Annotated in this window: 24 protein-coding genes and 1 tRNA gene; 18 read left to right on the top strand and 7 right to left on the bottom strand. The window is 39.1% G+C overall.

Annotated elements, in window-relative coordinates; genetic code table 11:
* Nucleotides 1-1,594 (bottom strand): PAS domain S-box protein (locus B4U84_RS00795; RefSeq protein WP_242677506.1); only part of this gene is annotated, 1,594 nt, incomplete at its 3' end.
* Nucleotides 1,595-2,187: 593 nt separating this feature from the next.
* Between B4U84_RS00795 and B4U84_RS00790 the strand changes: the two genes are divergently transcribed.
* Together B4U84_RS00790 and B4U84_RS00785 are read left to right on the top strand one after the other, a co-directional pair.
* The gene (locus B4U84_RS00790) at nucleotides 2,188-2,469 is read left to right on the top strand and encodes a hypothetical protein (RefSeq protein WP_131115014.1); all 282 of its coding nucleotides are present in this window, start codon (nucleotides 2,188-2,190) and stop codon (nucleotides 2,467-2,469) included.
* A 319-nt stretch (nucleotides 2,470-2,788) separates the two neighbouring features.
* Complete coding sequence (locus B4U84_RS00785; RefSeq protein ID WP_131115012.1) at nucleotides 2,789-3,586, top strand: dienelactone hydrolase family protein; 798 nt, start codon at nucleotides 2,789-2,791, stop codon at nucleotides 3,584-3,586.
* Nucleotides 3,587-3,666: 80 nt separating this feature from the next.
* Here B4U84_RS00785 and B4U84_RS00780 read toward each other — a convergent pair whose 3' ends face one another.
* The 3 genes from B4U84_RS00780 to B4U84_RS32050 all read right to left on the bottom strand — a co-directional run bounded on the left by B4U84_RS00780 (nucleotide 3,667) and on the right by B4U84_RS32050 (nucleotide 6,755).
* Entirely contained in the window at nucleotides 3,667-4,035 is a 369-nt protein-coding gene (locus B4U84_RS00780; protein WP_131115010.1) for a hypothetical protein, read from the bottom strand.
* Nucleotides 4,036-4,464: 429 nt separating this feature from the next.
* Nucleotides 4,465-6,399, bottom strand: a complete 1,935-nt coding sequence (locus tag B4U84_RS00775; RefSeq protein ID WP_131115008.1) for an HNH endonuclease — start codon at nucleotides 6,397-6,399, stop codon at nucleotides 4,465-4,467.
* 89 nt (nucleotides 6,400-6,488) lie between these two features.
* Nucleotides 6,489-6,755 carry a DUF262 domain-containing protein gene (locus B4U84_RS32050; protein WP_131115006.1) on the bottom strand — a complete coding sequence of 89 codons (267 nt, stop codon included), beginning with the start codon at nucleotides 6,753-6,755 and terminating at the stop codon, nucleotides 6,489-6,491.
* Between the two features lie 276 nt (nucleotides 6,756-7,031).
* On the opposite strand from B4U84_RS32050, the gene B4U84_RS00765 reads away from it, so the two are divergent.
* The 3 genes from B4U84_RS00765 to B4U84_RS00755 all read left to right on the top strand — a co-directional run bounded on the left by B4U84_RS00765 (nucleotide 7,032) and on the right by B4U84_RS00755 (nucleotide 8,613).
* A complete protein-coding gene (locus tag B4U84_RS00765; protein WP_131115005.1) occupies nucleotides 7,032-7,448 on the top strand; it encodes a XisH family protein in 417 nt (138 codons plus the stop codon).
* The gene (locus B4U84_RS00760) at nucleotides 7,436-7,771 is read left to right on the top strand and encodes a XisI protein (RefSeq protein ID WP_131115003.1); all 336 of its coding nucleotides are present in this window, start codon (nucleotides 7,436-7,438) and stop codon (nucleotides 7,769-7,771) included. Before B4U84_RS00765 ends, B4U84_RS00760 begins: the two co-directional genes overlap by 13 nt.
* Nucleotides 7,772-8,034: 263 nt before the next feature.
* Complete coding sequence (locus tag B4U84_RS00755) at nucleotides 8,035-8,613, top strand: Alr1449 family protein (protein ID WP_131115001.1); 579 nt, start codon at nucleotides 8,035-8,037, stop codon at nucleotides 8,611-8,613.
* A gap of 90 nt (nucleotides 8,614-8,703) precedes the next feature.
* On the opposite strand, the gene dapF is transcribed toward B4U84_RS00755, so the two are convergent.
* Nucleotides 8,704-9,549 (bottom strand): diaminopimelate epimerase, encoded by an 846-nt coding sequence (gene dapF, locus B4U84_RS00750; protein WP_131118635.1) that lies wholly within the window; start codon nucleotides 9,547-9,549, stop codon nucleotides 8,704-8,706.
* Between the two features lie 104 nt (nucleotides 9,550-9,653).
* On the opposite strand from dapF, the gene B4U84_RS00745 reads away from it, so the two are divergent.
* The 8 genes from B4U84_RS00745 (at nucleotide 9,654) to B4U84_RS00710 (ending at nucleotide 17,607) form a co-directional block, all read left to right on the top strand.
* On the top strand, nucleotides 9,654-9,872 hold the full coding sequence (locus tag B4U84_RS00745; protein ID WP_131114999.1) for an Hfq-related RNA-binding protein: 219 nt from the start codon (nucleotides 9,654-9,656) through the stop codon (nucleotides 9,870-9,872).
* 462 nt (nucleotides 9,873-10,334) lie between these two features.
* Nucleotides 10,335-10,407, top strand: a tRNA-Ala gene (locus B4U84_RS00740).
* A gap of 143 nt (nucleotides 10,408-10,550) precedes the next feature.
* Nucleotides 10,551-11,012: a peroxiredoxin gene (locus tag B4U84_RS00735; protein WP_017312503.1), complete on the top strand. Its 462-nt coding sequence runs from the start codon at nucleotides 10,551-10,553 to the stop codon at nucleotides 11,010-11,012.
* Between the two features lie 608 nt (nucleotides 11,013-11,620).
* The gene (locus tag B4U84_RS00730; protein ID WP_131114997.1) at nucleotides 11,621-11,842 is read left to right on the top strand and encodes a hypothetical protein; all 222 of its coding nucleotides are present in this window, start codon (nucleotides 11,621-11,623) and stop codon (nucleotides 11,840-11,842) included.
* Nucleotides 11,843-12,570: 728 nt separating this feature from the next.
* A complete protein-coding gene (locus B4U84_RS00725) occupies nucleotides 12,571-14,121 on the top strand; it encodes a radical SAM protein (RefSeq protein ID WP_131114995.1) in 1,551 nt (516 codons plus the stop codon).
* Between the two features lie 319 nt (nucleotides 14,122-14,440).
* Nucleotides 14,441-15,532 carry an ABC transporter ATP-binding protein gene (locus B4U84_RS00720; RefSeq protein WP_131114993.1) on the top strand — a complete coding sequence of 364 codons (1,092 nt, stop codon included), beginning with the start codon at nucleotides 14,441-14,443 and terminating at the stop codon, nucleotides 15,530-15,532.
* 45 nt (nucleotides 15,533-15,577) lie between these two features.
* Nucleotides 15,578-16,663 (top strand): polyamine ABC transporter substrate-binding protein, encoded by a 1,086-nt coding sequence (locus B4U84_RS00715; RefSeq protein WP_131114991.1) that lies wholly within the window; start codon nucleotides 15,578-15,580, stop codon nucleotides 16,661-16,663.
* A 29-nt stretch (nucleotides 16,664-16,692) separates the two neighbouring features.
* Nucleotides 16,693-17,607, top strand: coding sequence for an ABC transporter permease (locus B4U84_RS00710; RefSeq protein ID WP_131114989.1), 915 nt, complete (start codon nucleotides 16,693-16,695; stop codon nucleotides 17,605-17,607).
* Between the two features lie 114 nt (nucleotides 17,608-17,721).
* On the opposite strand, the gene B4U84_RS00705 is transcribed toward B4U84_RS00710, so the two are convergent.
* Nucleotides 17,722-18,159, bottom strand: coding sequence for a hypothetical protein (locus tag B4U84_RS00705; protein WP_131114987.1), 438 nt, complete (start codon nucleotides 18,157-18,159; stop codon nucleotides 17,722-17,724).
* A 530-nt stretch (nucleotides 18,160-18,689) separates the two neighbouring features.
* Here B4U84_RS00705 and B4U84_RS00700 point away from each other — a divergent pair.
* From B4U84_RS00700 to B4U84_RS00680, 5 genes are all read left to right on the top strand, one after another.
* Nucleotides 18,690-19,784 (top strand): RRXRR domain-containing protein, encoded by a 1,095-nt coding sequence (locus B4U84_RS00700; RefSeq protein WP_131114985.1) that lies wholly within the window; start codon nucleotides 18,690-18,692, stop codon nucleotides 19,782-19,784.
* Nucleotides 19,785-19,842: 58 nt separating this feature from the next.
* On the top strand, nucleotides 19,843-20,187 hold the full coding sequence (locus B4U84_RS00695; protein WP_017312510.1) for a hypothetical protein: 345 nt from the start codon (nucleotides 19,843-19,845) through the stop codon (nucleotides 20,185-20,187).
* A gap of 56 nt (nucleotides 20,188-20,243) precedes the next feature.
* Nucleotides 20,244-22,394 carry a pentapeptide repeat-containing protein gene (locus B4U84_RS00690; RefSeq protein WP_131114984.1) on the top strand — a complete coding sequence of 717 codons (2,151 nt, stop codon included), beginning with the start codon at nucleotides 20,244-20,246 and terminating at the stop codon, nucleotides 22,392-22,394.
* A gap of 158 nt (nucleotides 22,395-22,552) precedes the next feature.
* On the top strand, nucleotides 22,553-23,050 hold the full coding sequence (locus tag B4U84_RS00685; protein ID WP_131114983.1) for a hypothetical protein: 498 nt from the start codon (nucleotides 22,553-22,555) through the stop codon (nucleotides 23,048-23,050).
* A gap of 356 nt (nucleotides 23,051-23,406) precedes the next feature.
* Nucleotides 23,407-24,456, top strand: coding sequence for a S1C family serine protease (locus B4U84_RS00680; RefSeq protein ID WP_131114982.1), 1,050 nt, complete (start codon nucleotides 23,407-23,409; stop codon nucleotides 24,454-24,456).
* A gap of 123 nt (nucleotides 24,457-24,579) precedes the next feature.
* Here the strand turns inward: B4U84_RS00680 and B4U84_RS00675 are convergent, their stop codons facing one another.
* Nucleotides 24,580-25,281 (bottom strand): phosphorylase family protein, encoded by a 702-nt coding sequence (locus B4U84_RS00675; protein ID WP_131114981.1) that lies wholly within the window; start codon nucleotides 25,279-25,281, stop codon nucleotides 24,580-24,582.
* Nucleotides 25,282-25,427 lie beyond the last annotated feature (146 nt).

Below are 25,427 nucleotides of genomic sequence, written 5' to 3'. Positions count from 1 at the left end.
CCGAAGAAATACCCATACCTGTGTCTATAATTGTGATTTGGGCGTAGTTCGTAATTGGGCATTGGGCATTGGGCATTGGGCATTGGGCATTGGAGCCATGTCCCCCATCTCCCTCATCTCCCCCATGTCCCTTCACTCCCGGACTTTTCAGCAAATTTTTCAGCACCATTAAATTACCCATTACCGTAGTTCGCAAATCATGGGAAACTGCGTGCAGAAGTACGTCTTTGACTCGGTTAATTTCTTGCAGTTCTTGCATTTTCTGCTGTAATTGAGCAGTGCGTTCTTCTACTTGCCGTTCTAAATTATTATTGAGTTGTTCGAGTTTTTGATAAAGTTGTGCTTGCTGGATAGCAATAGCTAGTTGTTGTGAGAGTTGTTGAAGTAAATCTATTTCTATTTTTTGCCAATGTCGTGGTTTCGCACAAGAGTTAGCAATTAAGGCGCCAAACAATTCTTTACCCAGCATAATAGGTACAGCCAAACTAGCTTTAGTTTGAAATTGTTCATAAAGTGCTGCTAGTTGGGGAGATACTGTGATTTTGGTGATGTCTTCAATCACACGCACTTGATCGGTTAAGAATTTGGTTCTTAATTCTTGTAAAAGAGTTTGATCTTTTTTCTTCCAATTCAGAACAGATGGATATGGCGGCTCGACCGACTCGGCTATCATTTTAAATAGATCACGACTATGATTAAGGGCAATAAATACCCTGTCTGCTTGCAAAAATTGCCGAACTTCAGTAACAGTATTTTGCAAAATTTCATCTAGGTTGAGGGATTGGCGAATTCGCATTAATGTTTTTGCTAACAAGCGATCGCGTTGAGAAGATAGTCGCAATAATTCCTCAGTTTGTTTATGTTCAGTAATGTCACGACTGATTGCAAGTAAGCAAGGGATACCATCTAATTCAATCACTTCTGCCGCAACTTGTACTAAAATTACTTCGCCAGATTTTTTCCGAAATCTAATTTCTTGATTGCGAATAGATCCTTGATTTTGCAATTGTTGTAGTAAATTTGTGCGATCGCTTGGGTTTACCCAAAGATCCAACTCAAAAGCTGTATGTCCAAGAACTTCTGAAGGTTGATAACCACTCAATTGAACAAAACTATCGTTAACTTCTATGTAGCGTCCTTCTTTAAGTGTGCTAATTGTGATTGGATCAGGACTGCAACGAAAAGCTTTAGAAAATTTTTCAGCCAAACTCTGCAAAGCAATTTCTGTTTGTTTAGGTTCGCTAATATCTCGAACGATTGCTAAGACTTCGTTTTCACCGCTTTTGACTAACCGTGCTTGATAATCTCGCATTCCCAAAGGGGTTGACAGTTGATATTCACAAACTTGTAAAGTGTTCGCGGCCAAAGTTTTAGCGATCGCTTCTTGCTTGATCACAGCTACATTTTCAGGCAAAATATCCCACAAGTTTTTACCAATAATCTCTTGTGTGATACACTCACTGTTGAAATCTAAATACTCTCCATCACGGCTGATACAGAACATTGTATCGGGGATAGCATTTAATATCGCCTGATAACGCGCCTCAACCTGATGTAATTCCTCCTCCCTTAGCTTGCGGTTTCTAGTCTTCATCTGCAATCCATCCCAGGTAAAGAATTCAAAGTCAGAAATTAAAAATAAAAATTGCTAAATTCTGTATTTATATAAGCTCCCACATCCCTACACCCATTTTCTAGCCACTCTTCTGCTTTCAGAGTAGATTTTTCTGAGTGCGATCGTATTCACCCAAAAGGGTGAATCACTTGTGTGAACATAATTCCAGCCAGATCAACGTCGCTTCAATGCAGTTCTAATGAAAAAATCTCACCTATTGAATGTAAAGACTGCTACTTATATTGGTTCTTTGATGCAGTCTTATTTAGATTTATTCATGATTCAACGAAGCTTATCTAAGTGAATACACTTAGTTTTTCTTTGTTGTTAAGATAATGAATTAAGTTTTGGAGATTTTGTCGCAAACCTTTTAGTAGCTTGGCTTCAAACATGGCTATTTGAAAGCAATCTATTGTTTAATAAAGTCTTTATTATTACTGTTCTGATTAGCGTTAATATAGTGTATCAAGAAAATTGAATGTAATATTTTTTTCTTGTTCTAGGAAAAACCTAGATAGTTTGTCGTCAATAACCGCTATAAAATGTCTTTAGTATCAGATAGGGCATCTACCGTGAAAATACTTAGATACGTAATTTGGAAAAGACATACTCTCATTGATGTTGCTGAAAATTTGGGTAGTTTATTGCTCAAACTCGATAGGATTAGTCTTTGTCCACACTCAGAGGAGCTACAGCAAAGCAACATTGTCAGGATGGTAGTTCGCACTCTTGCGTTTTCCCTGGGACTACAGTCTCCATCACCAACTCAGGATAGTTGCTGTAAAGGACTACTTTTCGAGACAGTTTGTGATAGTTATTATCCAGAAGAACGAGGAAGCGGAAGAGTGGGTTGAGTAATTTCAGGACTTATACCATTTCACTAAAACCCTGATACAAATACAAATGGTGTAGAGACGCGATATATCGCGTCTGGGACAAAATTTATGTGTATCGTGATTAACGTGAAATGGTATTACGCAAGATGTGACCGAAAACCTTATTCTTGCGTAGCGGTAATTCATGAATTACCGCAAATGCGCGTTATGTTTTGCGTAAGTCCTGAATTTATCTACGGTGCGTTGTGATCAGGATTAACAATTATGACTTGTGCTAAAAAACAGTCAAAATAGATCAATCTACTAGCTGTTTAAGCACTCATATCAGAACGCAAAAATGGTACAAAAAACAAACATCGAAATTAACACAGCAAAAGTCAAAGTACCCAACAATGACTTGGAAATTGATGCTTATTTAGCTCAACCGACTAGTCCAGGAACCTTTGGCGCAGTTATAGTTTTTCCAGAAATTTTTGGAATCAACAGTAACATTCGAGAGATCACCGAACTTATTGCTCAACAAGGTTATGTAGCGATCGCACCCGCGCTATATCAACGTATTGCTCCTGGTTTTGAGGTTAATTATAGCCCAGAAGATTTTGGCTATAGCCCAGAAGGTTATCAACTTGGTTTGCAATACTATCAACAAGTTAAGTATCAAGAAATACTCAGCGATATTCAAGCTGCGATCGCCTACCTCAAAACTTTACCCAATGTCAAAGATAATGCAATTGGTGTCATTGGTTTCTGTTTTGGTGGTCATGTTGCTTACATGGCTGCAACATTAAGCGATATCAAAGCCACAGCTTCGTTCTATGGCGCTGGGATTACTACTTCTAGTTATGGTGAACAAACTTCGACTGTTAATCGCACCTCGGAAATTCAAGGTACTATTTATGTATTTTTTGGTACAAGAGATGCATTAATTTCCCAGGAAGAAACCGAGAAAATCGAAGCAGAATTAAAGAAACATAATATCAATCATCGTGTATTTCGATACGACGCCGGACACGGATTTTTCCACGGATTTTTCAAAGACCAGCACCCATTTATACAGCAGCACCCAAGTTATAACCCTAAAGCTGCTCCTGATGCTTGGGAACATGTTCTAGAACTGTTTCAAAACAACTTGTAAAACGCGAATGCTGAATTTCAAGACTCAGCTTGGAAACGTTTTTGTGGTGTCAATAGACACCATTTTTTTTCATCTCCAATCTATTCCGCAGGAACGGGAACTGACGACTCGCCCCGTAGTCCCTTGCGACGCTGGTTTTTAGGAACTCCTCCTGCCATACCGTACTCTACACTGCTTTTGCCATATCGAGTCCCAACTGCCATTAGCATATGCTCGGCCATATCTCCCAACTCGCGCTCTGTTTCTAACATTTCACGATATAATCCATCCAAGTTGGAAAGAGCGCTGTTGTATACCTTTTCTTTTATTTGCATCTTTTCTATTAGACTTGAGAAGGCTGATAGGGTAAGTCCATTGCCTAAATCTAAATTTGGATCAATTGAGTTGATAGCAGCTGCGCGACGCGCTGCTTTTAGTAACACCTTAGAACTTCTTTTTTGACGAGCCATATACATCCTGTAACACAGTACGGTTAACATTATTTACCTTAAAAAATTTCCGTATTGATCAGCCTGAGAGTATTCCACTAAATCTGCGATAACTTTTGCTACACAGAGTATAGTTGTAGTAAGTGCGTTTTTTACCGAAATCAGAAGGTAAAATGGCATTCTACTTGCGTGTTTTACTGAAATGAGTGCGTGTTTTACTGAAATGAGAAGGTAAAATGGCTTTTGACTTGCGTGATCCACCAAAATGAGAAGGTGGAATGGCTTTTTGAGAAGGTGGAATGGCTTTTTACTTGCGTGTTTTACTGAAATGAGAAGGTGGAATGGCTTTTCGAGAAGGTGAAATGGCTTTTTGCTTACTAAATCAACTTCCCTTTATTGAGCGTAGCAATACTCCCGGTGTTTCCAGCACCTTTTAAATTATGGTCATTTTTACTCTGTTCTTTTATTCGGATAATTTACTCCTTTGCTACGATTATCTATTTTATGGGTAATTTGCAGGTTTTCTATAGAGTCTGTTCCTCCAATAGCTAATGGCTTATCATGATCTACCTCAATTTCATCTCCCATAAAGATAAGTGAGCCAGAAATAGGACAGCGATTATCTTGCTGCTTAATTAACTCTTCTTTTTCTGCGTCTGAAAGTTTAATATTTCTTTCCTCTTTCTTATATTTCTGGTGAAATTCGTGTATTAATTCAATGAATTTTTCTTGACCTGAGTTATCATAATTCATATCATCTAAGCTCTTCATATAAAAGAAGATATTTTGAATATGCTTCTTAATTTCCACTCTATGGAATTTCACCATTTGGATATTAATTTTATTAAGTGCATACCAAAGAATATAAAAATCCTGCTTAGTACGCCTAAAACCTCTAGTTTCCTTTTTGCCTTTAAAGAGGGTATCTAACTCTGTAGCAAAATATTTTTTTAGTTCGTTTTTGTCAGAGATATCTTTGTCAAGCAAAACCAATTTCAATTTGGAAATAAATTTTTCGATATTCTTAATACTGTCCAGGAAGTTTTTCTTTGAAATCTGATTCTCAGATGCTTCAGTCAATACACTTGTAATATCTTTAGCAGAGCCGATTCTGGCATTAATTCTATTATTCTGCTGATAAATATAAAGATATTTTTTAATATCCTCTTCTTTTGAATTACGAAACTCTAAATATGCTAGGGATGTGTATAGTTCTTCGTTTTCCATTCTATCCCTATCGTTTGAATTTTTTGGTAATCTGAGGTGGAACCAGTCACGATGTTTACCAACATTGTCCCGAATTTTAGTAATCAAGTCACGATCAACCCAAGAATTCCACATCTCGAAAGAGTTTTCTAAAATTGGATATGGTTTATCGTTTAGTCTTACAAATAGATCTATCGGATTAAAATGAGGATTAAGAGCTTGTTGAATTTCAACGACAAAAAGCTCAAAATCATATATTTTGTCTTGTAGTGTAGATTCTAATTCTGAAAACATTTTATTATCTAATTGCTTAAGAATTCTCAAATCTTTTAGGGCAAAGTTTGGATTTTTTGTTGTACGTCTTTTGTTATCCTCATCAATATATTCTTTTCCTATAAATCCAAGAATTGTTAGAAGGCGCTGTTGTCCATCAATAACTTCTGATACACCGTCTAAACGTTTAAAAATAAATATAGGAGGTAAATTAATACCTAATAATATACTTTCAATAATAGCAGATGCCTTAGATAAGTTAATAACTTCTGATCTTTGGTAGGAAGGTCGTACTAAAAATTTATTACGCTCCATCATTCTAGTAATATCATCTATTGAAGTTCTGGAGGGGTCTGGCTTTGTTATTCTTAGCGATTCAAGTTCACCAAGTTTGGTTTTAGTATCTTCATCATAATCTGATTTAATATTTTTAAATTCATCTCTTATCTGTGTATTTTCTATATAAATTTGTAAACTGATATTAAACCATTTCTCAAAGATATTGGCCGTGAAAGTATATCTATTAATAATTTGACTATAGTAATGGGCTTGAATTTCTGTGTATTTTTCAGTGTTCTCCATAATGACTTTACTTAAATGTTTAATAAAGTCATCTTTAGTGATTTGCTGTAAATCAAACTTTTCATTTTCTAAAATTAATAAGCTCCATAATAAACACTCATAAACTAAGTGGTTATGCGAAAATCCAAGTTTTGATAAATACTTATTAATATCATCAATTATATAAATTTTTTCAATAAATGATAAACACAAAGATTCTATCTCATCTGTAGTATCTGATAAAAATTCATAAAGTTTAACTAAAATTTCAGTTCTAGAGTGACCTCTAGCATAATATTTAATTGGAAAATTTTTCAGGACTAAATAGCGTCGGATAAATTGCAATATTTTTCCGATATCAGGTTCAATATTGTTATCCGTTTTTTTCTTAAAAAATAGATTGTATACTAACTCGATAAAAATTTTGTCTTTTTTTAACGTATTTTTAAAATATTTAGAAATTGGGTCTTATTAAAAAAGATTAACGGCGGTATTTCAGTTCCAAGAAGAATACTTTCTATAAAATAAGAAGCTTTATGATTATCCCAAACATAATTTCTTTGATAATAAGGTTGGTAATTTATTTTGTTTAGTTGTCTCAGACTAAAAAGAGCTTCTATCGATTTTGAGTATGTTTCAATCTTAAGATGGGATGTAAAAATATTTTCAAATTCTTCTTGTTTTAAAAATAATCCACTCATTTTAGAGGCTCCTTTTAACTCACTGTTGATAAAAAATACTGCAAGATAGTATATATCTTAGTTAAAAATATTACAAGTTTAACTAATTAAATTCAGGACTATTGCTTATTAATATCCATAAAGATTTAATTCCTGTGAGGTGATCAAACTTACTTAACTACACATCAACACAGTACGAGATTTGGTGTACCATGTCAGCGACAAATCACCCTAGCGATTTGATACTATTAACAAAGTGGGCGATCGCCCACAAACTAACCTAAGCAATTTTTATCTGTGTCAGCAAAGGACATCTTTCACGAAGCAGTCAAGCAAGCTCTAAAAAAAGAGCAGTGGATAATTACAGATGATCCACTCAAATTTAAATTTGGTAACGTCAACTTTCAGGTTGATTTAGGTGCAGAAAAACTAGTTGCAGCCGAGAGAGCAGGTGAGAAAATAGCTGTTGAGATTAAAAGCTTTCTAAATCCTTCTGCCATTACAGATTTTTACGGTGCTTTAGGTCAATTTCTCAGTTATCGGCTAGCGCTAAAAGCAACTGAGCCGGAGCGAGTATTATATTTGGCAGTTCCAATAGATGCTTATCGAACTTTTTTTCAACTTGAGTTCACGCAGACAGCAGTACAAATATATCAAGTTTTGTTAGTTGTCTACGACCCTGTGCATGAGGTGATTGTGCAATGGATAAAATAGCTCAGTATCGAGAATACATTCAGACCTTGCTGACTTGTTATGCCAGTGATGATATTTCAGATGATGAAGTGGAGACTCAACTGATCTTCGATACACAACGAGATCATTATCAATGGATAAATGTGGGTTGGCAAGAATTTGATCGCATCTATCGATGTGTGATCCATTTTGATATTAAAAACGGAAAAATATGGCTTCAGCAGAACTTAACAGATCAGAATCCTGCTGAAGAACTGGTTAAAATGGGCGTTCCCAAAGACGACATTGTTTTGGGCTTACAACCTCCGTATAAAAGACAGTACACAGATTACGGTGTTGCTTAACTGACATCTTGCACCAGTTGCAATCAGCCGTAAAATAAATTTTCGGCTCAAAGCTTAAACCCATTAAAATGGCTTAAAACTTTAACTAGTCGGTTTAAAACCGACTTTAGCTTTAAGCCCAAATTTTAATTTAGGGTTAGATGCAAGATATAAGTTAAGAAGTGTGTATGACGTCAGCGACAACGCACCCTAGCGATTTGATACTATTAACAAAGGGGGCGATCGCACCATCGCACTTCTAGAGCAGATTTTGCAAACACACCATGGCAAAGCCAAAAAAAAGCAATCTTCAATGGATCAAAGAAACGCTTGAACTAAAACCTGATCATCGCTGGGAATCTCCATCTGGCTACAAAATTTTTGTTGCAGGTCGGGGAGCTGTTCGCTTCAATGTTCCCGAAAATTGGGTTTTGGAGCCACAAGAAAAATCCTTCAAGTTCCTCGATCAAAAACCACCTAACGATGATTGCTGCTTAGAAGTATCTTTTAATCGCCTCCCACCCAATGATTGGAGTCTGTTTCCACTCAAACCCACTTTAAAGAAAATCATAGACAACGACGAACGCAACGTCATCGAGAAGGGAGAAATTGTTACCGTCAAGCGCCAAACTGCCAAAATTATGTGGGCAGAAATTAAATTTATCGACACCCAAGAAGAACCACGAGAAGCCTTTTCGCGGACTTGCATTGGCTTGGGGTCGAATGTGCAATGCTTAATTACATTCGATTATTGGGCAGATCAAGCAGAACAGCTAATATCGGTTTGGGATGAAGTGATGCGTAGTCTCACACTAGGGTTGTATATCCGCGATCCAAGAACTGGTTTAGCTTTCCCAGATTAAACTATTTCTCTTTGTGCCTTTGTGTCTTTGTGGTGAAATAATTATTTTTGAAACACAAAGGCACAAAGACACTAAGAAAAACTCATCTGACTAAATTTTTAACTTTCCTTGAAAGACTTGTTCTGCTGGGCCTGTCATATAAATTCTTTGGTCAATTTCTGACCAAGCAATTTGCAAACAACCTCCAGGTAATTCTACAATTGCAGTGCGATCGCATCTTTGTGTTAGCACTCCAGCTACTAAGGAAGCACAAGCACCAGTACCACAAGCTAAAGTAATTCCAGCGCCACGTTCCCAAACTCGCATTTTCAAGTAATCTGGGCGGACAATTTGAATAAATTCAGTATTGGTTCGTTGGGGAAAAACTGGGTGATGTTCAAATTGTGGACCAATTTGATCTAGGGGAATTGCTGCGACGTCTTCAACAAAGGTTATGCAATGGGGATTACCCATGCTGACACAGGTGACATCCCAAGTTTTTCCTGCTACTTCTAAGGGTTGGTTAATAACTTTCTCATCAGCAGGACATAATGTAGTAGGAATCTCGCCAGCAAGTAATCTGGGGATACCCATATCAACTTTTACTTGTCCATCGGACATCAGTTCGGGTGTAATTACACCAGCCAGGGTATGAATCCGATATTGATTACTTTTGCGTGAGTCACCTTCCAATTCAGCCAAAAATGCAGCTAAACAACGAATACCATTACCACACATTTCGGGTTCGGAACCATCGGAATTAAAAATCCGCATGGTGTAATCAGTATTGTTTTCACCTGGTAGTGCAAAAATTACACCATCAGCACCAATCCCAAAATGGCGATCGCATAACTGCACTGCTTGTTCTGGAGTGATTACAGGCTCTGAGTTAGAGCGATTGTCAATCAAAATGAAATCGTTACCTAAACCGTGATACTTAGTAAATTCTATTGCCATTCCCAAGATCCATGAACTATATTTATGTTTTGTCATTGGTCAATAGTCCAGAGTCCATCGTTGACAGTTTTGACCATTGACCATTGACCATTGACTATTAAATTATGATTACCGAATTTGACACTTCTTTACCTAGCACTCGCCAATTACAAAACCTGATTAAGGAAACAGTACCGATTGAGATTAAATTGCTGACGGGTGATATATTGACGGGAAGAGTGATGTGGCAAGATCAATATAGTGTGTGTCTTGTGAATGATACCACTCAACAAGTGATCATTTGGAAGCAGGCGATCGCTTATTTGAAGCCTTTGAGTAATTAGCAAATATATTTTTTAACTATTTTAATTTGATCAAATTAGAAGCCCTTTCTAGGTCAATCTGAGAGGGATATCCTATTATATTTTTAATGTGTCAATTGATACATTACAAAGAAAGGCAGAGGGTCGTAGACGCAAAGCGGCTTCCGTAGGTGGGCAGAAGGCACTTATGCTGGGGAGTGTTAATTGATACTTTAGTTCTGGGTCTAAAGCCCAGTTCAGAATGATAATTATACCGAAACTGCTTGCAGTGAGGTATAAAACGTTCTTGTTTCAATCCCACTCTTTTAAGGGTGGGTTGCCTTCTGCCTTCTGCCTCCAGCATAGCTGCCTTCTGAACTTGAAATTTACCTATCTTAATAAACTTGTGTTGACTTAAATTGCATAAACTTGCATACTATAAAAACAAAGACAACTCAGGAACTAAACTAAAAAAGCTTAACAAGCTTGCTAATTAAGGATTCTGGGGTTATAGCTCAGTTGGTAGAGCACCTCAATGGCATTGAGGGGGTCAGCGGTTCGAATCCGCTTAACTCCATATGCACATTAAATAAAGCCGAACTCCGACCTACAGACGGTAATGCATATTGAAGGTAGAGTTTTGAAGAGCAGTCTGCTTTAATATTGTGTAATATTTTATTAAACATTGTCTAAGAAACTTAGTTTTGATTAAATTTAACTATGCCTGTTAAAGTTGGAGACACTGCTCCTGATTTCAGCCTACCTTCTCAAAACCGATCAACGGTGAGCCTGAAAGATTTTCGTGGCAAAAACGCTGTAGTCCTGTACTTTTACCCGAAGGATGACACACCGGGATGTACTGCTGAATCCTGCGCCTTTCGCGATCAGTATGAAGTGTTTAAAACCGCTGGCGCTGAAGTAATTGGTGTGAGTGGTGACTCTAGTGAGTCACATCAAAAATTTGCTGCGAAGTACAATCTACCGTTTATTTTGTTGAGTGACAAAGGCGACCAAGTGCGAAAGCTATACGGTGCAAAAGCGGCTTTTGGTTTATTACCTGGACGTGTTACTTATGTAATTGACCAACACGGAGTTGTGCAATATGTTTTTGATTCAATGTTTAACTTTGAAGGTCATGTTCAAGAGGCGCTAAAAAAGCTGCAAGAGCTTGCAGGGAAGTAACTCGGCACAAATGTACCAGACGCGCCATGGCTCGTCTGGTAAGCTGCTATCCATTTAAATTGTATATTTTGCGATCAGGTTGTCAAAAGTCAACAGTCCAGAGTCAAAGACTAGCTTGGACTTTGGACTGTTGACCCTGGACAGTCCTAACGCAAGAATATTTAATCTAAGCGCACATCAGCTTACGAGTTGGGGTACGCGAGCGTCAACCTGCTATTATTCGCTCTTTATTTGTCATACTGCCGTTAGAAAATCTAACCGTTGCTTTACAGGAGCCGGGATTTCTCCGTATTAGGATACTTCAACACGTAGACAATAATTCTTACTCACCACTGAATTTTCACACAAAGAACACGGTAAGATTTTATATTCAGGGTCTTTATATAAGCTGACCCCATTTTATTACAAAAAGTAAACTGCTATTTAGATTCCCATCAAATTAGTTAAATTTTGTAATATTTAATATTTTCTTAAGATTTTGAATTTAATATTTTCTTTAGATTGTTCACGATAACCGACACAAATGAAACCCCGGTTTTAAACCGGGGCTTTTGTCAATGTCAGCTATTTGAAGTTTTGCTGTAAGCTGTCGCAATGGGGTAAGTGCTGTGAACGCATCAACATTACGTCAAGTTTGGTCTTTGATTGAAGACACTCAGACCAATATTCTTTTAGAAGTCAACGACGCGGAATTAATTCAACAGTTGCTAAGGCGAGTGGAAAACCAAAAACTACTCAGCAGTGAAGAAATGCAAGTCATCCGTGCCTATATTAGCTCTAGGCTACCGCTAATTCGAGATCTGGCGATGGTGAGAAGAGGTTGTACTTGAGTTCTTGGCAATTGGTACAAACAAATTGACCAAGAACAGATAACTAGCCCCTTTAGCTTTAACATCATCAATGACAACAGTGGTGTGAGCTGAATTAGGTTTGGTCAACCAAAAAGTTTTTCCTCAGGGCGATCGCCAAGAAATAATTACGTAGGGTCAAGTGCTTCAGAACACTCAAAATATTAGTGTTAGCAATACTTATTATTTCAACCGCTAAAAGTATTTAGATATCATCTTGATAAAATTAATAATTTTGAGTTACTAGAAGCACACATAATCAAGATTTGTAAAGTAAAATTCCTGGGATAATTCAGAGAGATTATTTAAAATAGCAATCGATTTAAACTCGATTAATTTATCGTAAAATTTTCGGATGAAAGCAGATGTTGGCGTTTTTATGTCACACTATTAAATGTAAACATAAACTTGTTGAAGGTATTTACACTCCATTGCTTAATATTAATAATTTATCACCTAGATAAATACGAATTATTTAATATATATTACGTCTGCTGCTGAAAATTTGGGACAAAAAATCATAAAAAACACAAGATTTTCGATTATCCTCCTTTTGTAAAAAAAACTTCTTGGTTGATATTTATTGGATTTTTCTGCTATTATCTGATTTGATAGAAAATTGGCTAACCGACTTGTCCTAAGGGCAAGGAATTGCGATTGGGACAGATCGAAAAGCTCCTACTGTTATCCCATATTACGCACCCTAAAATATGGTAGCTAAAAAGTCTCCAACAATTGGACTTATTGAAGTTCCAGCAACGGGATTATACGATGCAGAAGGCAAAAATTGGACTTCTTTATATAGACATCGTTCCTTAATCAGCAAGCAAGTTTTGATCCCTGACTTGCAAGCAGGAGGATTTGATGCTCAATTGGTCAACCTCAGAGATGATAATTATAGTGAAGAATTTGGGCAGGTTTTCTGGAAAGGGATGACCCTGCGAAAAACTTACGTTGGGGGCAAAATTTCCGCCCTCGATCCTCACGCCTATGATGCGTGGGGAGTTACAGTTAATTTCTCTCAAGACCGTCAAGTCAGTTGTATGGTGATTAAGCATCTGGCTAAAGGCGGTCGTCCCATTGTCGTTGGCGGATCGGATGCTTTCGCTGAACCGCATCACTACTTGAAAGCGGGCGCAGCAGCAGTCGTTCAGGATAAATCTGGGGCAGCGAATTGGGCTATTTTTGACTATGTACTCGGCAAAACCCCACGGGAAGACCTCACGGGTGTTATTTTGGCAGATGGTAAACAGTATGCCAGAAAGAATAAAGCAAAAACCCCAGATGAGTGGGCATTACCCTCGGTGGAAGTGGCGCGAGACTGTTTAGGGACACTCCCCAATGTCCAGGGATGTGTACCAGTCGGTTCACTGGTAGCTGACATTGGTTGCGATCGCACCTGCGATTTTTGCATGACACCCACCTATGGCACTGGTTTTCGGAGAATGTCCCCAGAAACAGCCTTCAAATGGTTGGCTATCCAGAAAGAAGCGGGGGCTGTTTCGATCAATATCGGTTCCGATCAATTCCTCGCCCGTGGACTCTTTCCTGAAGGGCGAGAAGAGATCCTCGCAATTACCAATGGTGCGCGGGAGATGGGAATAACTCTCATGTGGCCCAATGGTTTAGAACTGAGGAAAACAACTCTCGGAGCTGGGCGTAACTACGAAACCACCGACCTCAGACCTGACGAAGAACTGATTGAAGCCCTGTTTGGCTGGGATGGCAAAGTTGGTTGTCCTTTAGCTTATATCCCTGCCGAACGTCCCGTTTTTGGGCGAGAAGCATACAAGAAACTGCTACCTTGGCAAGAGCATTGTACGTTGATGAAATCTGTAGTCAGAACAGGTGTACCCGTCATTGCTTATGGCATCATTATCGGGCTACCCGATGATGACCATGATGATTTGTTACGTCTTGAGGAAGCGATTTCAGATCTTGTAGATGAACTGGTAGAGATTAACCCTCAATTAGAATTTCAAACTTCGTGCTACAGCATTATCCCCTTGCCCGGAACTCCGCAAGCCTATAACTTACGCAAGACAGGAATGCTACAGTTTGAAGACACCTGTCTTTGGGGGGTATGGACAACTACTTCCAATACTAATCACCTTACCTACGAGCAGGTTTCCGATTGGCAAATTCGTCTATCTAATATTCGCCGATCACCGTCTGAATTTACCAACTATAACGGAGAATATTCAGGGATGGTTAGTGACGCTTCCTCCGACGACTCAAAGGTTGTGTTGGGAAAATCTTGAGCTAAACAAGGTTAACCTCTAAGTAAGTCATTGGTCATTGGTCATTGGTCAACTTACTTAATTCCCCATCGCTCTCTAGTAGCGTGTCTAGACTAAAATGTTGCATTAATAAACCGCCCCAGGCGCAGAGAACACAGAGATAGAATCAGAGATTTATCGCACTATTTTAGCCTTGACACTCCACTAGGGTGGGGTACTTCACATCAATAGTCAAGTAGACAAAACAAAATTCAATTCCAAGATTATAATTAATTGTATATAATAATACTTACTATTTAACCGGGGTTTGGTAGCAAATAATCTAAAAAGAATATCTCTTATGGCTTTTGAGTCCCTTGATATTGAACTGCGTAATGTTTTCAAGTTTTTTAACCAAGAGCCAGCAGTGCATGGAATAGACTTGGGTGTTAGACAGGGGGAATTCTTTAGTATTCTCGGTCCATCTGGTTGTGGTAAGACAACGACGCTACGTTTGATAGCAGGATTTGAAAGAGCTGATGCTGGTAAAGTTGTGATCCAGGGAGAATCTATGACTAATGTTCCTCCCTATCGCCGACCAGTTAATACTGTATTTCAAAGTTATGCTTTGTTTAACCACTTAAATGTGTGGGATAATATCGCCTTTGGATTGCGGTTAAAAAAAATACGTAAAACTGAAATTGAAACTAGAGTCAACGAAGCTTTAATACTAGTAAAAATGGAAGGCTTGCGATCGCGCTTTCCTAGTCAACTTTCTGGTGGTCAACAACAACGTGTAGCATTAGCACGAGCATTAGTCAACCGTCCAGCTGTGTTGTTATTGGATGAACCATTAGGAGCGTTAGATTTAAAACTGCGTAAACAAATGCAGGTGGAACTGTCAAATTTACACAAAGAACTGGGCTTGACTTTTATTATGGTTACACATGATCAAGAAGAAGCCCTATCCTTGAGCGATCGCATTGCCGTAATGAATCATGGCAAAATAGACCAGATTGGTACACCCAACGAAATTTACGAAAATCCCCAAACAGCATTTGTTGCAGATTTTATTGGTGATACAAATTTATTTGTAGGCGAAATTACAGAAGTAAATACATCCACTGTAGAAGTGGTAACAAAAACAGGATTAAAAATAACAGTTTCTCGTTTTGTTGATACACCTGCTGAATTATTACAACCAGTAGTAGTGAGCGTGCGTCCAGAAAAAATTCAGCTTTCACTTTATCAACCCAGTGTCCAAGCTAACTGTTTTGAAGGGCGATTAGTGAACGTTATGTATTTAGGAACTCACGTTAATTATGTAGTTGAATTAAAAAAAGACGTGTGTATCACCGTCATGCAACCTAACACCTTTGGCAGCTTACCAAATCCTGATATCCCCATCTATGCTTGGTGGACAGAAAATGATTGTTTAGTTATTGGTCAATAGTCATTGACCATTGACCATTGACCATTGACCATTGACTAATAGCAAATGACTACAAGACGACTATTTTTAAAACACTTAGTATTACTTTCTAGCTTATCTTTAACTAGTTGTGGTTGGAGACTAGCTGAGGTGCGGGCGAATTCTAATAATAAAACTTCTCGCGATCAACTAGATATTTATACTTGGGCGCAATATGTAGATCAAGAATTATTTAAAACTTTCAATGCTGAAACTGGTATCAAAGTATTTACAGACGTGTATGATTCTAACGAAGTCATGCTCAATAAACTACAAGCTGGTGGTGGCGGAACTTATAGTGTAATTTACCCTTCTGATTATATGGTGCAAAAAATGGCGGATAAGGGTTTATTAATAGAACTAAATCACCAACGTTTGATAGGCTTAAACAATTTATTTACCCGCTTTAAAAATCCTGCTTATGACCCCAATAATCGCTACAGCATTCCCTTCAATTGGGGTACAACAGGTTTAATTTATAATTCTGAGATTCTCAAAAATCCACCGGAAGATTGGGACTATCTTTGGCAAAATCAACAGCAACTCAACAAAAAAATCACTTTGTTAAACGATGTCAGAGAAGTGATGGGGGCTGTATTAAAGATGCTGGGTTATTCCTATAATTCTAAAAAAGAAAGTGAAATTAAACAAGCTTATGAAAAATTGCAAGTTCTCAAACCTGCGATCGCAGCTTTTGATACAGATGCTTGGCGCAATCAAATATTGGCGGGAGATTTATTATTATCAATGTGTTATTCATCAGATGCGGTGAAAATTACTCAAGAAAATCCTAAATTCAAATATATTGTTCCTAAAAGTGGTTCTTCACTCTGGACAGATACAATTGTAATTCCAACCACCGCTCCCAATATTGATGCAGCTTATGCTTGGATAAATTTTATTTTTCAACCCGAAGTAGCAGCACAACTTAGCCAGCGTCTTTGGGTGACGACATCGAGTCAAGCTGCTTTTGAATTATTACCAAAAAGAATCAAAAATGATCCTAATATATTTCCCCCAGAATCGATACTAGAAAAGTGTGAACGTATCACACCTTTGGGAAAAATTGAAGAAGTATATGATCGCTATTGGACTGCATTAACTAGTGCATAAAGACCGAAAATATTTGATAATTTATAACCGTGTCTACTCAAATTCCCTCTTCTCAAATTGATTCCACAAGCGAATTTAACCCAGTTCCAAAATTGCGTCGAAATGTAAACTGGTTACAACCTTTCGCATTACTCGCACCCTCTGGAATTTGGTTGTTGTTGCTGCTAGTATTGCCAACACTGCTCATTTTAGAATTAAGTTTAGTACCTGGAATTCGACCAGGTGATTTAGTCATTCCTAGTGGTTTTGATAACTATATTCGACTGTTTGATCCTTTGTATCTGCGAGTGATTAGGCGATCGCTATCTTTTGCTGTTAAGAGTACAATTATATGTTTAATCTTGGGTTTTCCTATCGCTTATTGGATCGCGCAGACTGTACCACAGCGCTGGCGAAATTTGCTTTTAATCGGTTTTGTTTTACCGTTGTGGACTTCCTCGTTACTTCGTACCTACGCTTGGATTGCAATTTTACGTCCCACTGGTTTACTAAACACAGTTTTAAATAGTGTGGGATTACCAACTCTAGATTTGCTTAACCGCAGTCCTGCTGTCTTAATTGGTATGAGTTATGGTTTGTTACCCTACATGGTATTAATTTTATACGCATCTCTGGAAAAATTAGACAAACGTTTGTTAGAAGCAGCAGCTGACTTGGGTGCAAATCCTGTACAAACTTTTTGGAAAGTAACCGTACCCCAAACTCTCACTGGTATAGCAGCAGCTTCTTTTTTAGTATTTATTACTGCTTTAGGAGATTTTATTAATCCAGAATTACTAGGTGGTGCTTCGAGTAGCACAGCAGCACGGTTAGTTTATAATCAATTCCTTGGTGCTACCCAAAATTGGGGATTTGGTTCAGCGTTGAGTATGGTGTTAATTTTAGCTGTAAGTATTGCGATCGCACTGCTAATTAAATTTGGTGATCTCACACCCAAAAGGTGAGGGAGACTTGTCAGTTATCAGTTATCAGTTATCAGTTATCAAATTAAACAGTTAACTGATTCATGACCAATGACAAATGACAAATGACCATTGACAAATGACCATTGACTATTATTAATTTTTCTGTTGGGAAATTGAAAGGGTATATGCATGTTCTCCATCGACTAATTCCCCAACGTACAAAAGGTATTTACCAGCTTGCCAAAAACCGGAAATTTCTGGTTTGTCTCCAGAATAATTATCTGGTAAAACACAGAAACGTCCACCAGGCCCTTCAACTAACAAAGTTGGTTTACCATCGCTTGTGACTGCAAGCTTTAAGTAAGGTATGGGCTTTGTAACTTCAATAACTTGATTGGGTGTAGCAGCGATGTTACCGCAATCACTAGGTTTTGAACCACCAGATTTACCATTTAAAACCATTGGATCTGGCTGGAAATCAGGATTGATAGTCACCATATCTGCGATCGCAGACTTAGGATTACTGAGTAGCAAACTTGCTGTTAATGCTATAACTGATGAAAAAAAATTCAATAATTTATACGTCTTCATAATTTATGATGTGATTTGCTCCTGATTAATCAAGAGCGATATTCATACATAATATTCTGAATTTATGGACGACCGCAAATTCACTTTTGTTCCCCAAAATTTTTGGTATAAAATTTCATTAAATACTTAAATACAAGTAGCTGAAAAAGACATACAATGACAGCCAAAATAATTAAATAATCACCAATTAAGTACAAAAGTTAAATAATATAAGCTTTTTAACTTTTGTTTACTGCTACTAGCGATCGCATTCTGATCCAGACAATAACATTCGCTAAAATCACTAAGACAACAGTTAACGATCAGATATATTTGGGTTTTAGGTCACTAACCCAGGGCTAAAGCCACTGGGCTTGCAAGAGGGGAAATTACCACTTCCTGAATCAAGTTAAAACTTGTGTCTAGCTAATTAAACTGAATTGCCTGAGCGTGGTAGTTCAAAACACGTTAAGAATGCCTCCCTAGTTTTTAACCTCTGTGGCAGTCAGTAGCGAAGGGATATATACACCTAGCAATAGGACTTATCGTAAATGTTCGTTCCAGTAGTTGCTCAAAGCAGTCGGACTCTAATGCCAACAACCCCAAGTAGGGCAAGACGTTGGGTTAAATCAGGTAAGGCTACACCATTCTTTAAAAAAGGAGTATTTTGTGTTCGACTAAACCAAGAGCCATCTAATAGAAGCACTCAACCAATAGCGGTTGGGGTTGATCCAGGTTCAAAACGAGAAGGATTTACGGTTAAATCACAATCTCACACTTATCTAAACATTCAAACCCATGCTGTTGATTGGGTTAAAGACCATGTAGAGGTACGTCGTAATATGCGGCGTGCTAGAAGATTCCGCAATACTCCATGCCGGCAAAATCGTAAAAACAGGCTTGTAAATAAGCAGAAATTACCTCCATCAACAAAAGCTAGGTGGCAATGGAAATTACGTATTTGCAAGTTGCTAACTTTGATATTTCCAGTTTCCACCTTTGTGATTGAAGATATCAAAGCAAAAACGCTTATTGGTGCAAAAAAGTGGAACGTAATGTTTAGTCCGTTGGAAGTTGGTAAAAAATGGTTCTACTCAGAACTAGAAACAATTGCCAACTTGGAAACCCGAACAGGCAATGACACTTACGAAAACCGTCAAAACTTAGGTTTGAAAAAGTCTAAAAACAAACTATCTAATAAGTTTGATGCTCACTGTGTCGATTCCTGGGTGTTAGCTAATTGGTTTGTAGGTGGACACCAAAAGCCAGAAAACACTCAATTGATTGAGATTGTTCCATTAGAATTTCATCGTCGTCAACTTCACCGATTGCAGCACTCTGCTGGGCATACTCGCTCTAGATATGGCGGAACAATTAGCGCAGGATTTAAACGCGGTTCAGTAGTAAGACATCCTAAATTTGGATTTTGTTATGTCGGTGGTTGGCAAGAATCACCCACTAAAAAAGATCCAAACAGAAAAACAATTAGTTTGCATAGCTTTGCAACTGGTAAGCGATTAACACAAAATGCGACCCCTAAAGATTGCATTTTCAAGGCTTACGGATCATGGAGAACATCCACTGCGACTAAAGGAGCCACTGCGGTCTTGGGGTTTCCCCAAGTGGAGCAAGTGGCGTTCGCTTGAGTCGTGTTTCCTCTCAGGTCTAAAGACACGCTCGTTTCCACACATTCCAGGAGATCTTATGAATCCTCAATCTGAAGAAGACTTACAACAACGTCTCCGCAAACTGGAGGCAGAAATTGATTCGTCTTCTAAGAAAAAAACCAAGTCACAACAAGTTGATCAATCCTCTGTGCCTAGTTTTTCCAATGTAAATTCGCAATTACGGCAATTGTCAAATTGGTTTAATACCCTATCTGGAACAGGAAAAATAGTCGTTGGGAGTGTTGGTGTTTTATTAGGTTTGGCGGTGGTGCAAGCAGTGTTTAAATTTGTTGCTTCTGCAATTAGTTTGGCACTCTTGGCAGGACTAGTTTATTTCGGATACAAATTTATTGTGTCTAGTAGTTCGCAACGCAACAAATAGTATATTTTGACACGCCTAGAGCGGCATATATATAAAAGTTCAAGGGAAATATTGCAATGGCAACCCCAATTGTGAGGAGAAGTAATGATAAATCTAGTTCTAGTCAGTCAAATGAACCAGGTAAACCAAAAATACTGCCTCTGGATACTAGACGTGTAGCCGCTTGGGTAACGGAAATGACGCTAGTGGTGATCAGTGGGTTAGTTCCTTTCAGCCTTGGTGCATATCTGAACACTAGAACTGACCTTAACCGAGTGCCACTGAACCCTGTATTGATTGTAACAGAAAGAGAAATCGCTCGTCCCCTAGCTCTGCCTGTAAGCTACGGCACTCGCAATATTGCATGGCCGACAAATTTTTTGTGGACAGTAGCAATACTAGCGCCCCTAACACTTTCTGCTTGGCAATTGCTTCTATTAGCAAAAACAGGTAGCACTATTCCCAAACGCTGGTTTGGTGTGCGGGTTGTCAATTCTCAAGGCAAACCGCCTGGTGTAGGGGCTGTTCTAGTGCGAGAAGGTATTGGGCGGTGGACTCTGAGTCTATCTGTAGCTTATATGCTCTGGCGCAATAGCCCAACTTTTCCTAACTTAGGTGTTTTCACTGTAGTCGCTGGTTTGATGATGCTCTTAGAAGCCAGAGGCTTGCCATTGGGAAAAAGGCGCGCACTTCATGACGTGATTGCAGGTACTTACGTCATAGACGCAAATCAACCGCTCACGGAACAGTTAGAGGAACAAAAGCAAACTCAATGGACAGAAACAGGAGATGAAGACGCTGCGATCGCTTCAGTTGTGATCACAGACAAAACGCAACCGCCTGCTAATCCTTGGGAATGGTTGCAACGTAATCCTAGTATGACCCTACTGGCGATCGCACTGTTGAGTATGGCTGGTGTACTAACAACTCTGGTCGGTACTCAAGTATACATCCAGACTCAGCAAAATCGACGAGTCTCCGAGCAGCGTAATAGTCAACAATTCCTTGCCCTGATTAAGCAATTGAGTCCTAACTCTGGCATCAGCAATGCAGATCGGCGTAATGCTATTTTGGCAATGGGTACTCTCAATGATCCCCAAGCCACCAAATACCTTGTAGAACTGTTGGCTAAAGAAACTGACCCTAGCCAAATCGAGACAATAGAGCGGGCCTTGGCAAATATCGGTCTCTCAGCCATCCCTGATTTAAAACGCATGAATCAGTCTTTGGCTGAAGACTTAGAATCAACCAGCAATCCATCTCCAGAACGGGAATTGCGACAGAAGCACTTGCAGAATAATCAGCAGGCAATTAACAAAATCATTGCAGTTAATAGCGCTAAAGTTAACGACCTCGACCTCAGCCGTATTCAATTATTTCAATACGGTGCCGCAGATCGTCCTATATTTAACTTGGCACTAGATAAAGCTGATCTATCAGGAGTCAATTTCAAAGGAGCAAATCTTTCCTTTGCTAGTCTCAAAGGCGCTACCTTCCGGGGAGTAGGTGACGATCAACGCTGGGATACCTTCGATGATTGGATTGCAAATTTAAATGGCGCTCAACTCAAACAAGCCAATCTCAGCGAAGCTAATCTCAGCCGTGTCTTGATGGTAGGTACAGATTTTAGCCGCGCTAACTTAAAGGGAGCGAAATTATCTAATGCACGTCTGGTTGGTGCCAACTTGAGCAGCGCTCAATTAATGGGAGCCGATGTCAGTGGTGCAGTTTTAGAAAATGTCAGCCTTACCGGAGCAGATTTGAGCGAAGCTATATTTAACGATGCTGATTTATATGCTGCTCGCTTGGGTCGTGTCATTGCTATTGGTACACAATTACCCTTTGCCAACTTGAGCAAAACTGATTGGCAAGCAGCAGACTTATCAGGAGCAAATTTGCAACGTGCAGATCTCAGCAATGCTAATCTTAGTGCAACTCGCTTAACCAACACTAATTTCCGTTCTGCTAACCTGACCGGTGTCAACTTCCGAAATGCCGATTTAAGTCTTGCTGATTTACGGGGAGCAAATCTCACAGAAGCTGATTTTCAAGGCGCTGTTCTCTTACCAGCAAAACAAGATCCAGCCGATCAATTTGTCCAAACTCCATCCACCGGTTCACAATCTGCTGTAGTTAAAGGAGTCGATTTTAGCCAAGTCAAAAATTTAGATCCCAAGCAATTAGCTTACATTTGTACTCAAGGTGGTATTCATCCCCGGTGTCCGTAGGATTGAGCATTGGGGATTGGGCATTGGGGATTGGGGATTGGGGATTGGGCATGGGGAATTGGGCATGGGGCATGGGGAATTGGGCATGGGGGATTGGGCGTTGAACTACCAACAATCAGTAACCAGCAACTACCAACAAAAGTGAGGAGAGTCGGCAAATGAAGCGTCTTAAGTATTTAATATCTGTGTTTGTGGGTGTGGCTAGTTCAATTTTGAGTTTGAGCCAATTTACCCAACCAGCACATGCTCAAGCAGCCTATGGTAGTTACGTCGGTGTGGGACCTGCGGTTGGTTTTGCAGATGGTACTCAAATTGGTGGGGTTGTAGCCTTTCGTTACAAACTTTTGGAAACACCTGTTTCCTTTCGCGGTCAAGCTTTTTTGGCTAATAACATAGCGCTCGTACCAACAGTTTCCTATGATTTTCCCCTAAATTGGCAAACTGATGCTTATTTAGGAGCTGGGCTAATTTTTGCTGGTGGTGATACGCCTTCACCGGTTGGTAATAAAATTAGCTTTGCTTTACAGCCGGGTATTGATTATGTTGTACCTAATAGCAATACTGTGCTTTTTGGTAATGCCATTATTGGCTTTGATGCTTTGCGGGGTGGTGGTACAACTTTCTCTTTGCAGGGTGGTGTCGGTTTGAGGTTTTGATCGGGGATCGGGGATTGGGGATTGGGGAAAGGGGACAATATTAAGAGTAGGTTGAGTTTTTGCGTTTAACTCAACCTAATTTTTTGGTGTCTTTGTGACTTAGTGGTGAATAAATGATTTTTGAAACACCAAGACACGAAGACACTAAGGTTGATTGCGATCGCAAAACAACATCACAAAACGTTTCTTTTGTCAAAACTAAAAAATTTTTGTCAGAATCAGGAAGTAAGGACATAGTTGATGGTTGGTTGTTGGTTAGTGGTTGGTTTTCGGTTTTCTCCCTTGTCTGTCTTCACTCTCCACACTCCCACCTCCTCACTTGATCTCTGCCTGTAAAATGATAGGATTGACAAATTATGTTCAGAAATTTGGGATGGGTATCAAACGATAATTTTGCTCCTGATAATTCGCGATCGCCACAAAACAACCCAAAAACTGATGAACAACTTCTTGATGCTTATTCGCAAGCTGTTATCAATGTAGTGGAAAAAGTTAGTCCTACGGTTGTTAATATTGATGTGCAAAAATGGATGACAGGACGCGGACGCAATTATCAACCTTTAACTCAAGAAGTACGTGGTAATGGTTCTGGATTGATCTTCACTCAGGATGGCTACATTCTTACTAATAGTCATGTTATACACGGCGCATCAAAAATTCAGATTACACTGTCTGATGGTCGCAGTTACGATGCCGAAATGATTGGTGATGATCCTGATACAGATTTGGCAGTCATTAGAATTCATGCACCAAATTTAATCGCTGCACGTTTTGGTGATTCCCAAGCTTTACGAGTTGGTCAGTTAGCGATCGCGATCGGTCATCCTTATGGTTTTCAAACAACAGTGACGACTGGAGTGATCAGTGCATTGGGACGTTCTTTTCAATCTCGTTCTGGTAAGGTGATTGAAAATATTATCCAAACTGATGCTGCTTTGAATCCGGGTAATTCTGGTGGCCCTTTAGTTACTTCCCACGGTGAAGTTATTGGTGTAAATACTGCTATTGTTATGGCGGCGCAAGGAATTTGTTTTGCAGTACCGATTAACACAGCCAAAATGGTTATCCCGACTTTGATGAGATATGGTCAAGTCCGGCGTGGTTATATTGGTATTGGTGGACAAAATGTCCAAATTTCCCGGCGCATCATGCTATTTAATGAATTAGCTGTGGATACTGGTATTTTTGTGATGCACGTTGAACCAAACAGTCCGGCGAAAAAAGCTGGTTTGCTGCAAGGAGATGTCATAGTTGGTTTGAATAATTCCCCACTGCGCGGAATCGAAGACTTGCAGAAGTTTTTAACACCAGAACGTGTGGGAGTGCGATCGCAACTGACTATTTTGCGTAATAATCGCAAGCTGTTAGTAGATATCGTCCCAGAAGAATCAAATAAAGGCTCATAGACATAGGCGTGAAAAAGAATGTAGAGACGTGTTCGCTTTTAGCGTTCCCGCAGGGTAATTTCACGTCTCTACAAGGATTTTGGGCAACCCATAGTTAATCTGGAGATGTCTATTAGCTATTAGCTATTGAAACAAACAAGTTGTCACTTTCTCTAATACTTGCAGTCCCTGCAAAGCACCTCGAACCAACCTCATTGCACCAATGGGTTGTTTCAGCATAGCTATAGTTAAAGACAAAGGCTGAAGTGAACCATCAGAATTCAGGGTCGAATTCAGATTTGGTAAATTATGATCGCATCCGTCACTTACTACCCGCACCATTCCCACTCGCACTCCAGTTGACTTGAAAAATTCCAGAACAGCAAAGCCTTCCATGTCCACAACATTGGCTGCTAAAATTTGACCGAGATGGCGTTTTTCACTACTCAAACAAATTATGCGATCGCTTGTGAATGCTTTGACAACAGCAGCTTTTTCTTGCAGACTATGCTGTAAAGATGCTGTCAAAGTTGAATCACACTCAGACACCAAAATCTCACCAGTGTTTTGCTGATAAATACAATCTGTGTAGAGTACAATATCCCCTAATTGATAGCGGGGTTGGAGACTGCCACACAAACCCATCACTAATATTTTGGATTGTGGATGATTCAGAATATCTTTTATTTCTTGACTTTTTTGTAAGTATGTGTATACATGTTTGCTGCCTACAGGTATAGGAATCACCAGGGGTTTATAGCCACTGACACGGCTTAAGCCTCGGCACACAGCTTGGTACTCTGCGCCTTGACAAACTAGGATTGCTTGGATGGATGTTTGATTCATTGATACTTTTCCGTTATATAATTCCTACCCAAAGCTACCCTCAAACTCTGACGGTTATTGAAATTAGTAACAGGCATTATGGAAATCACACGGATTACATTTTGGTGTAAAAGGTGTAATTTAAGGGTAGATTAGGGGTATGTTTT

The organism is Westiellopsis prolifica IICB1 (assembly GCF_004323185.1).
Classification (GTDB): domain Bacteria; phylum Cyanobacteriota; class Cyanobacteriia; order Cyanobacteriales; family Nostocaceae; genus Pelatocladus; species Pelatocladus prolificus_A.
This window is presented reverse-complemented; position numbering and strand designations above follow the sequence as displayed.

Excerpts from the sequence above, each read along its gene's own strand:
- B4U84_RS00785 (WP_131115012.1), top strand. The coding sequence starts at position 2,789 with ATGGTACAAAAAACAAACATCGAAATTAACACAGCAAAAGTCAAAGTA.
- B4U84_RS00780 (WP_131115010.1), bottom strand. The coding sequence starts at position 4,035 with ATGGCTCGTCAAAAAAGAAGTTCTAAGGTGTTACTAAAAGCAGCGCGT.
- B4U84_RS32050 (WP_131115006.1), bottom strand. The coding sequence starts at position 6,755 with ATGAGTGGATTATTTTTAAAACAAGAAGAATTTGAAAATATTTTTACA.
- B4U84_RS00760 (WP_131115003.1), top strand. The coding sequence starts at position 7,436 with ATGGATAAAATAGCTCAGTATCGAGAATACATTCAGACCTTGCTGACT.
- B4U84_RS00755 (WP_131115001.1), top strand. The coding sequence starts at position 8,035 with ATGGCAAAGCCAAAAAAAAGCAATCTTCAATGGATCAAAGAAACGCTT.
- dapF (WP_131118635.1), bottom strand. The coding sequence starts at position 9,549 with ATGGCAATAGAATTTACTAAGTATCACGGTTTAGGTAACGATTTCATT.
- B4U84_RS00745 (WP_131114999.1), top strand. The coding sequence starts at position 9,654 with ATGATTACCGAATTTGACACTTCTTTACCTAGCACTCGCCAATTACAA.
- B4U84_RS00735 (WP_017312503.1), top strand. The coding sequence starts at position 10,551 with ATGCCTGTTAAAGTTGGAGACACTGCTCCTGATTTCAGCCTACCTTCT.
- B4U84_RS00725 (WP_131114995.1), top strand. The coding sequence starts at position 12,571 with ATGGTAGCTAAAAAGTCTCCAACAATTGGACTTATTGAAGTTCCAGCA.
- B4U84_RS00720 (WP_131114993.1), top strand. The coding sequence starts at position 14,441 with ATGGCTTTTGAGTCCCTTGATATTGAACTGCGTAATGTTTTCAAGTTT.
- B4U84_RS00715 (WP_131114991.1), top strand. The coding sequence starts at position 15,578 with ATGACTACAAGACGACTATTTTTAAAACACTTAGTATTACTTTCTAGC.
- B4U84_RS00705 (WP_131114987.1), bottom strand. The coding sequence starts at position 18,159 with ATGAAGACGTATAAATTATTGAATTTTTTTTCATCAGTTATAGCATTA.
- B4U84_RS00700 (WP_131114985.1), top strand. The coding sequence starts at position 18,690 with ATGTTCGTTCCAGTAGTTGCTCAAAGCAGTCGGACTCTAATGCCAACA.
- B4U84_RS00695 (WP_017312510.1), top strand. The coding sequence starts at position 19,843 with ATGAATCCTCAATCTGAAGAAGACTTACAACAACGTCTCCGCAAACTG.
- B4U84_RS00690 (WP_131114984.1), top strand. The coding sequence starts at position 20,244 with ATGGCAACCCCAATTGTGAGGAGAAGTAATGATAAATCTAGTTCTAGT.
- B4U84_RS00685 (WP_131114983.1), top strand. The coding sequence starts at position 22,553 with ATGAAGCGTCTTAAGTATTTAATATCTGTGTTTGTGGGTGTGGCTAGT.
- B4U84_RS00680 (WP_131114982.1), top strand. The coding sequence starts at position 23,407 with ATGTTCAGAAATTTGGGATGGGTATCAAACGATAATTTTGCTCCTGAT.
- B4U84_RS00675 (WP_131114981.1), bottom strand. The coding sequence starts at position 25,281 with ATGAATCAAACATCCATCCAAGCAATCCTAGTTTGTCAAGGCGCAGAG.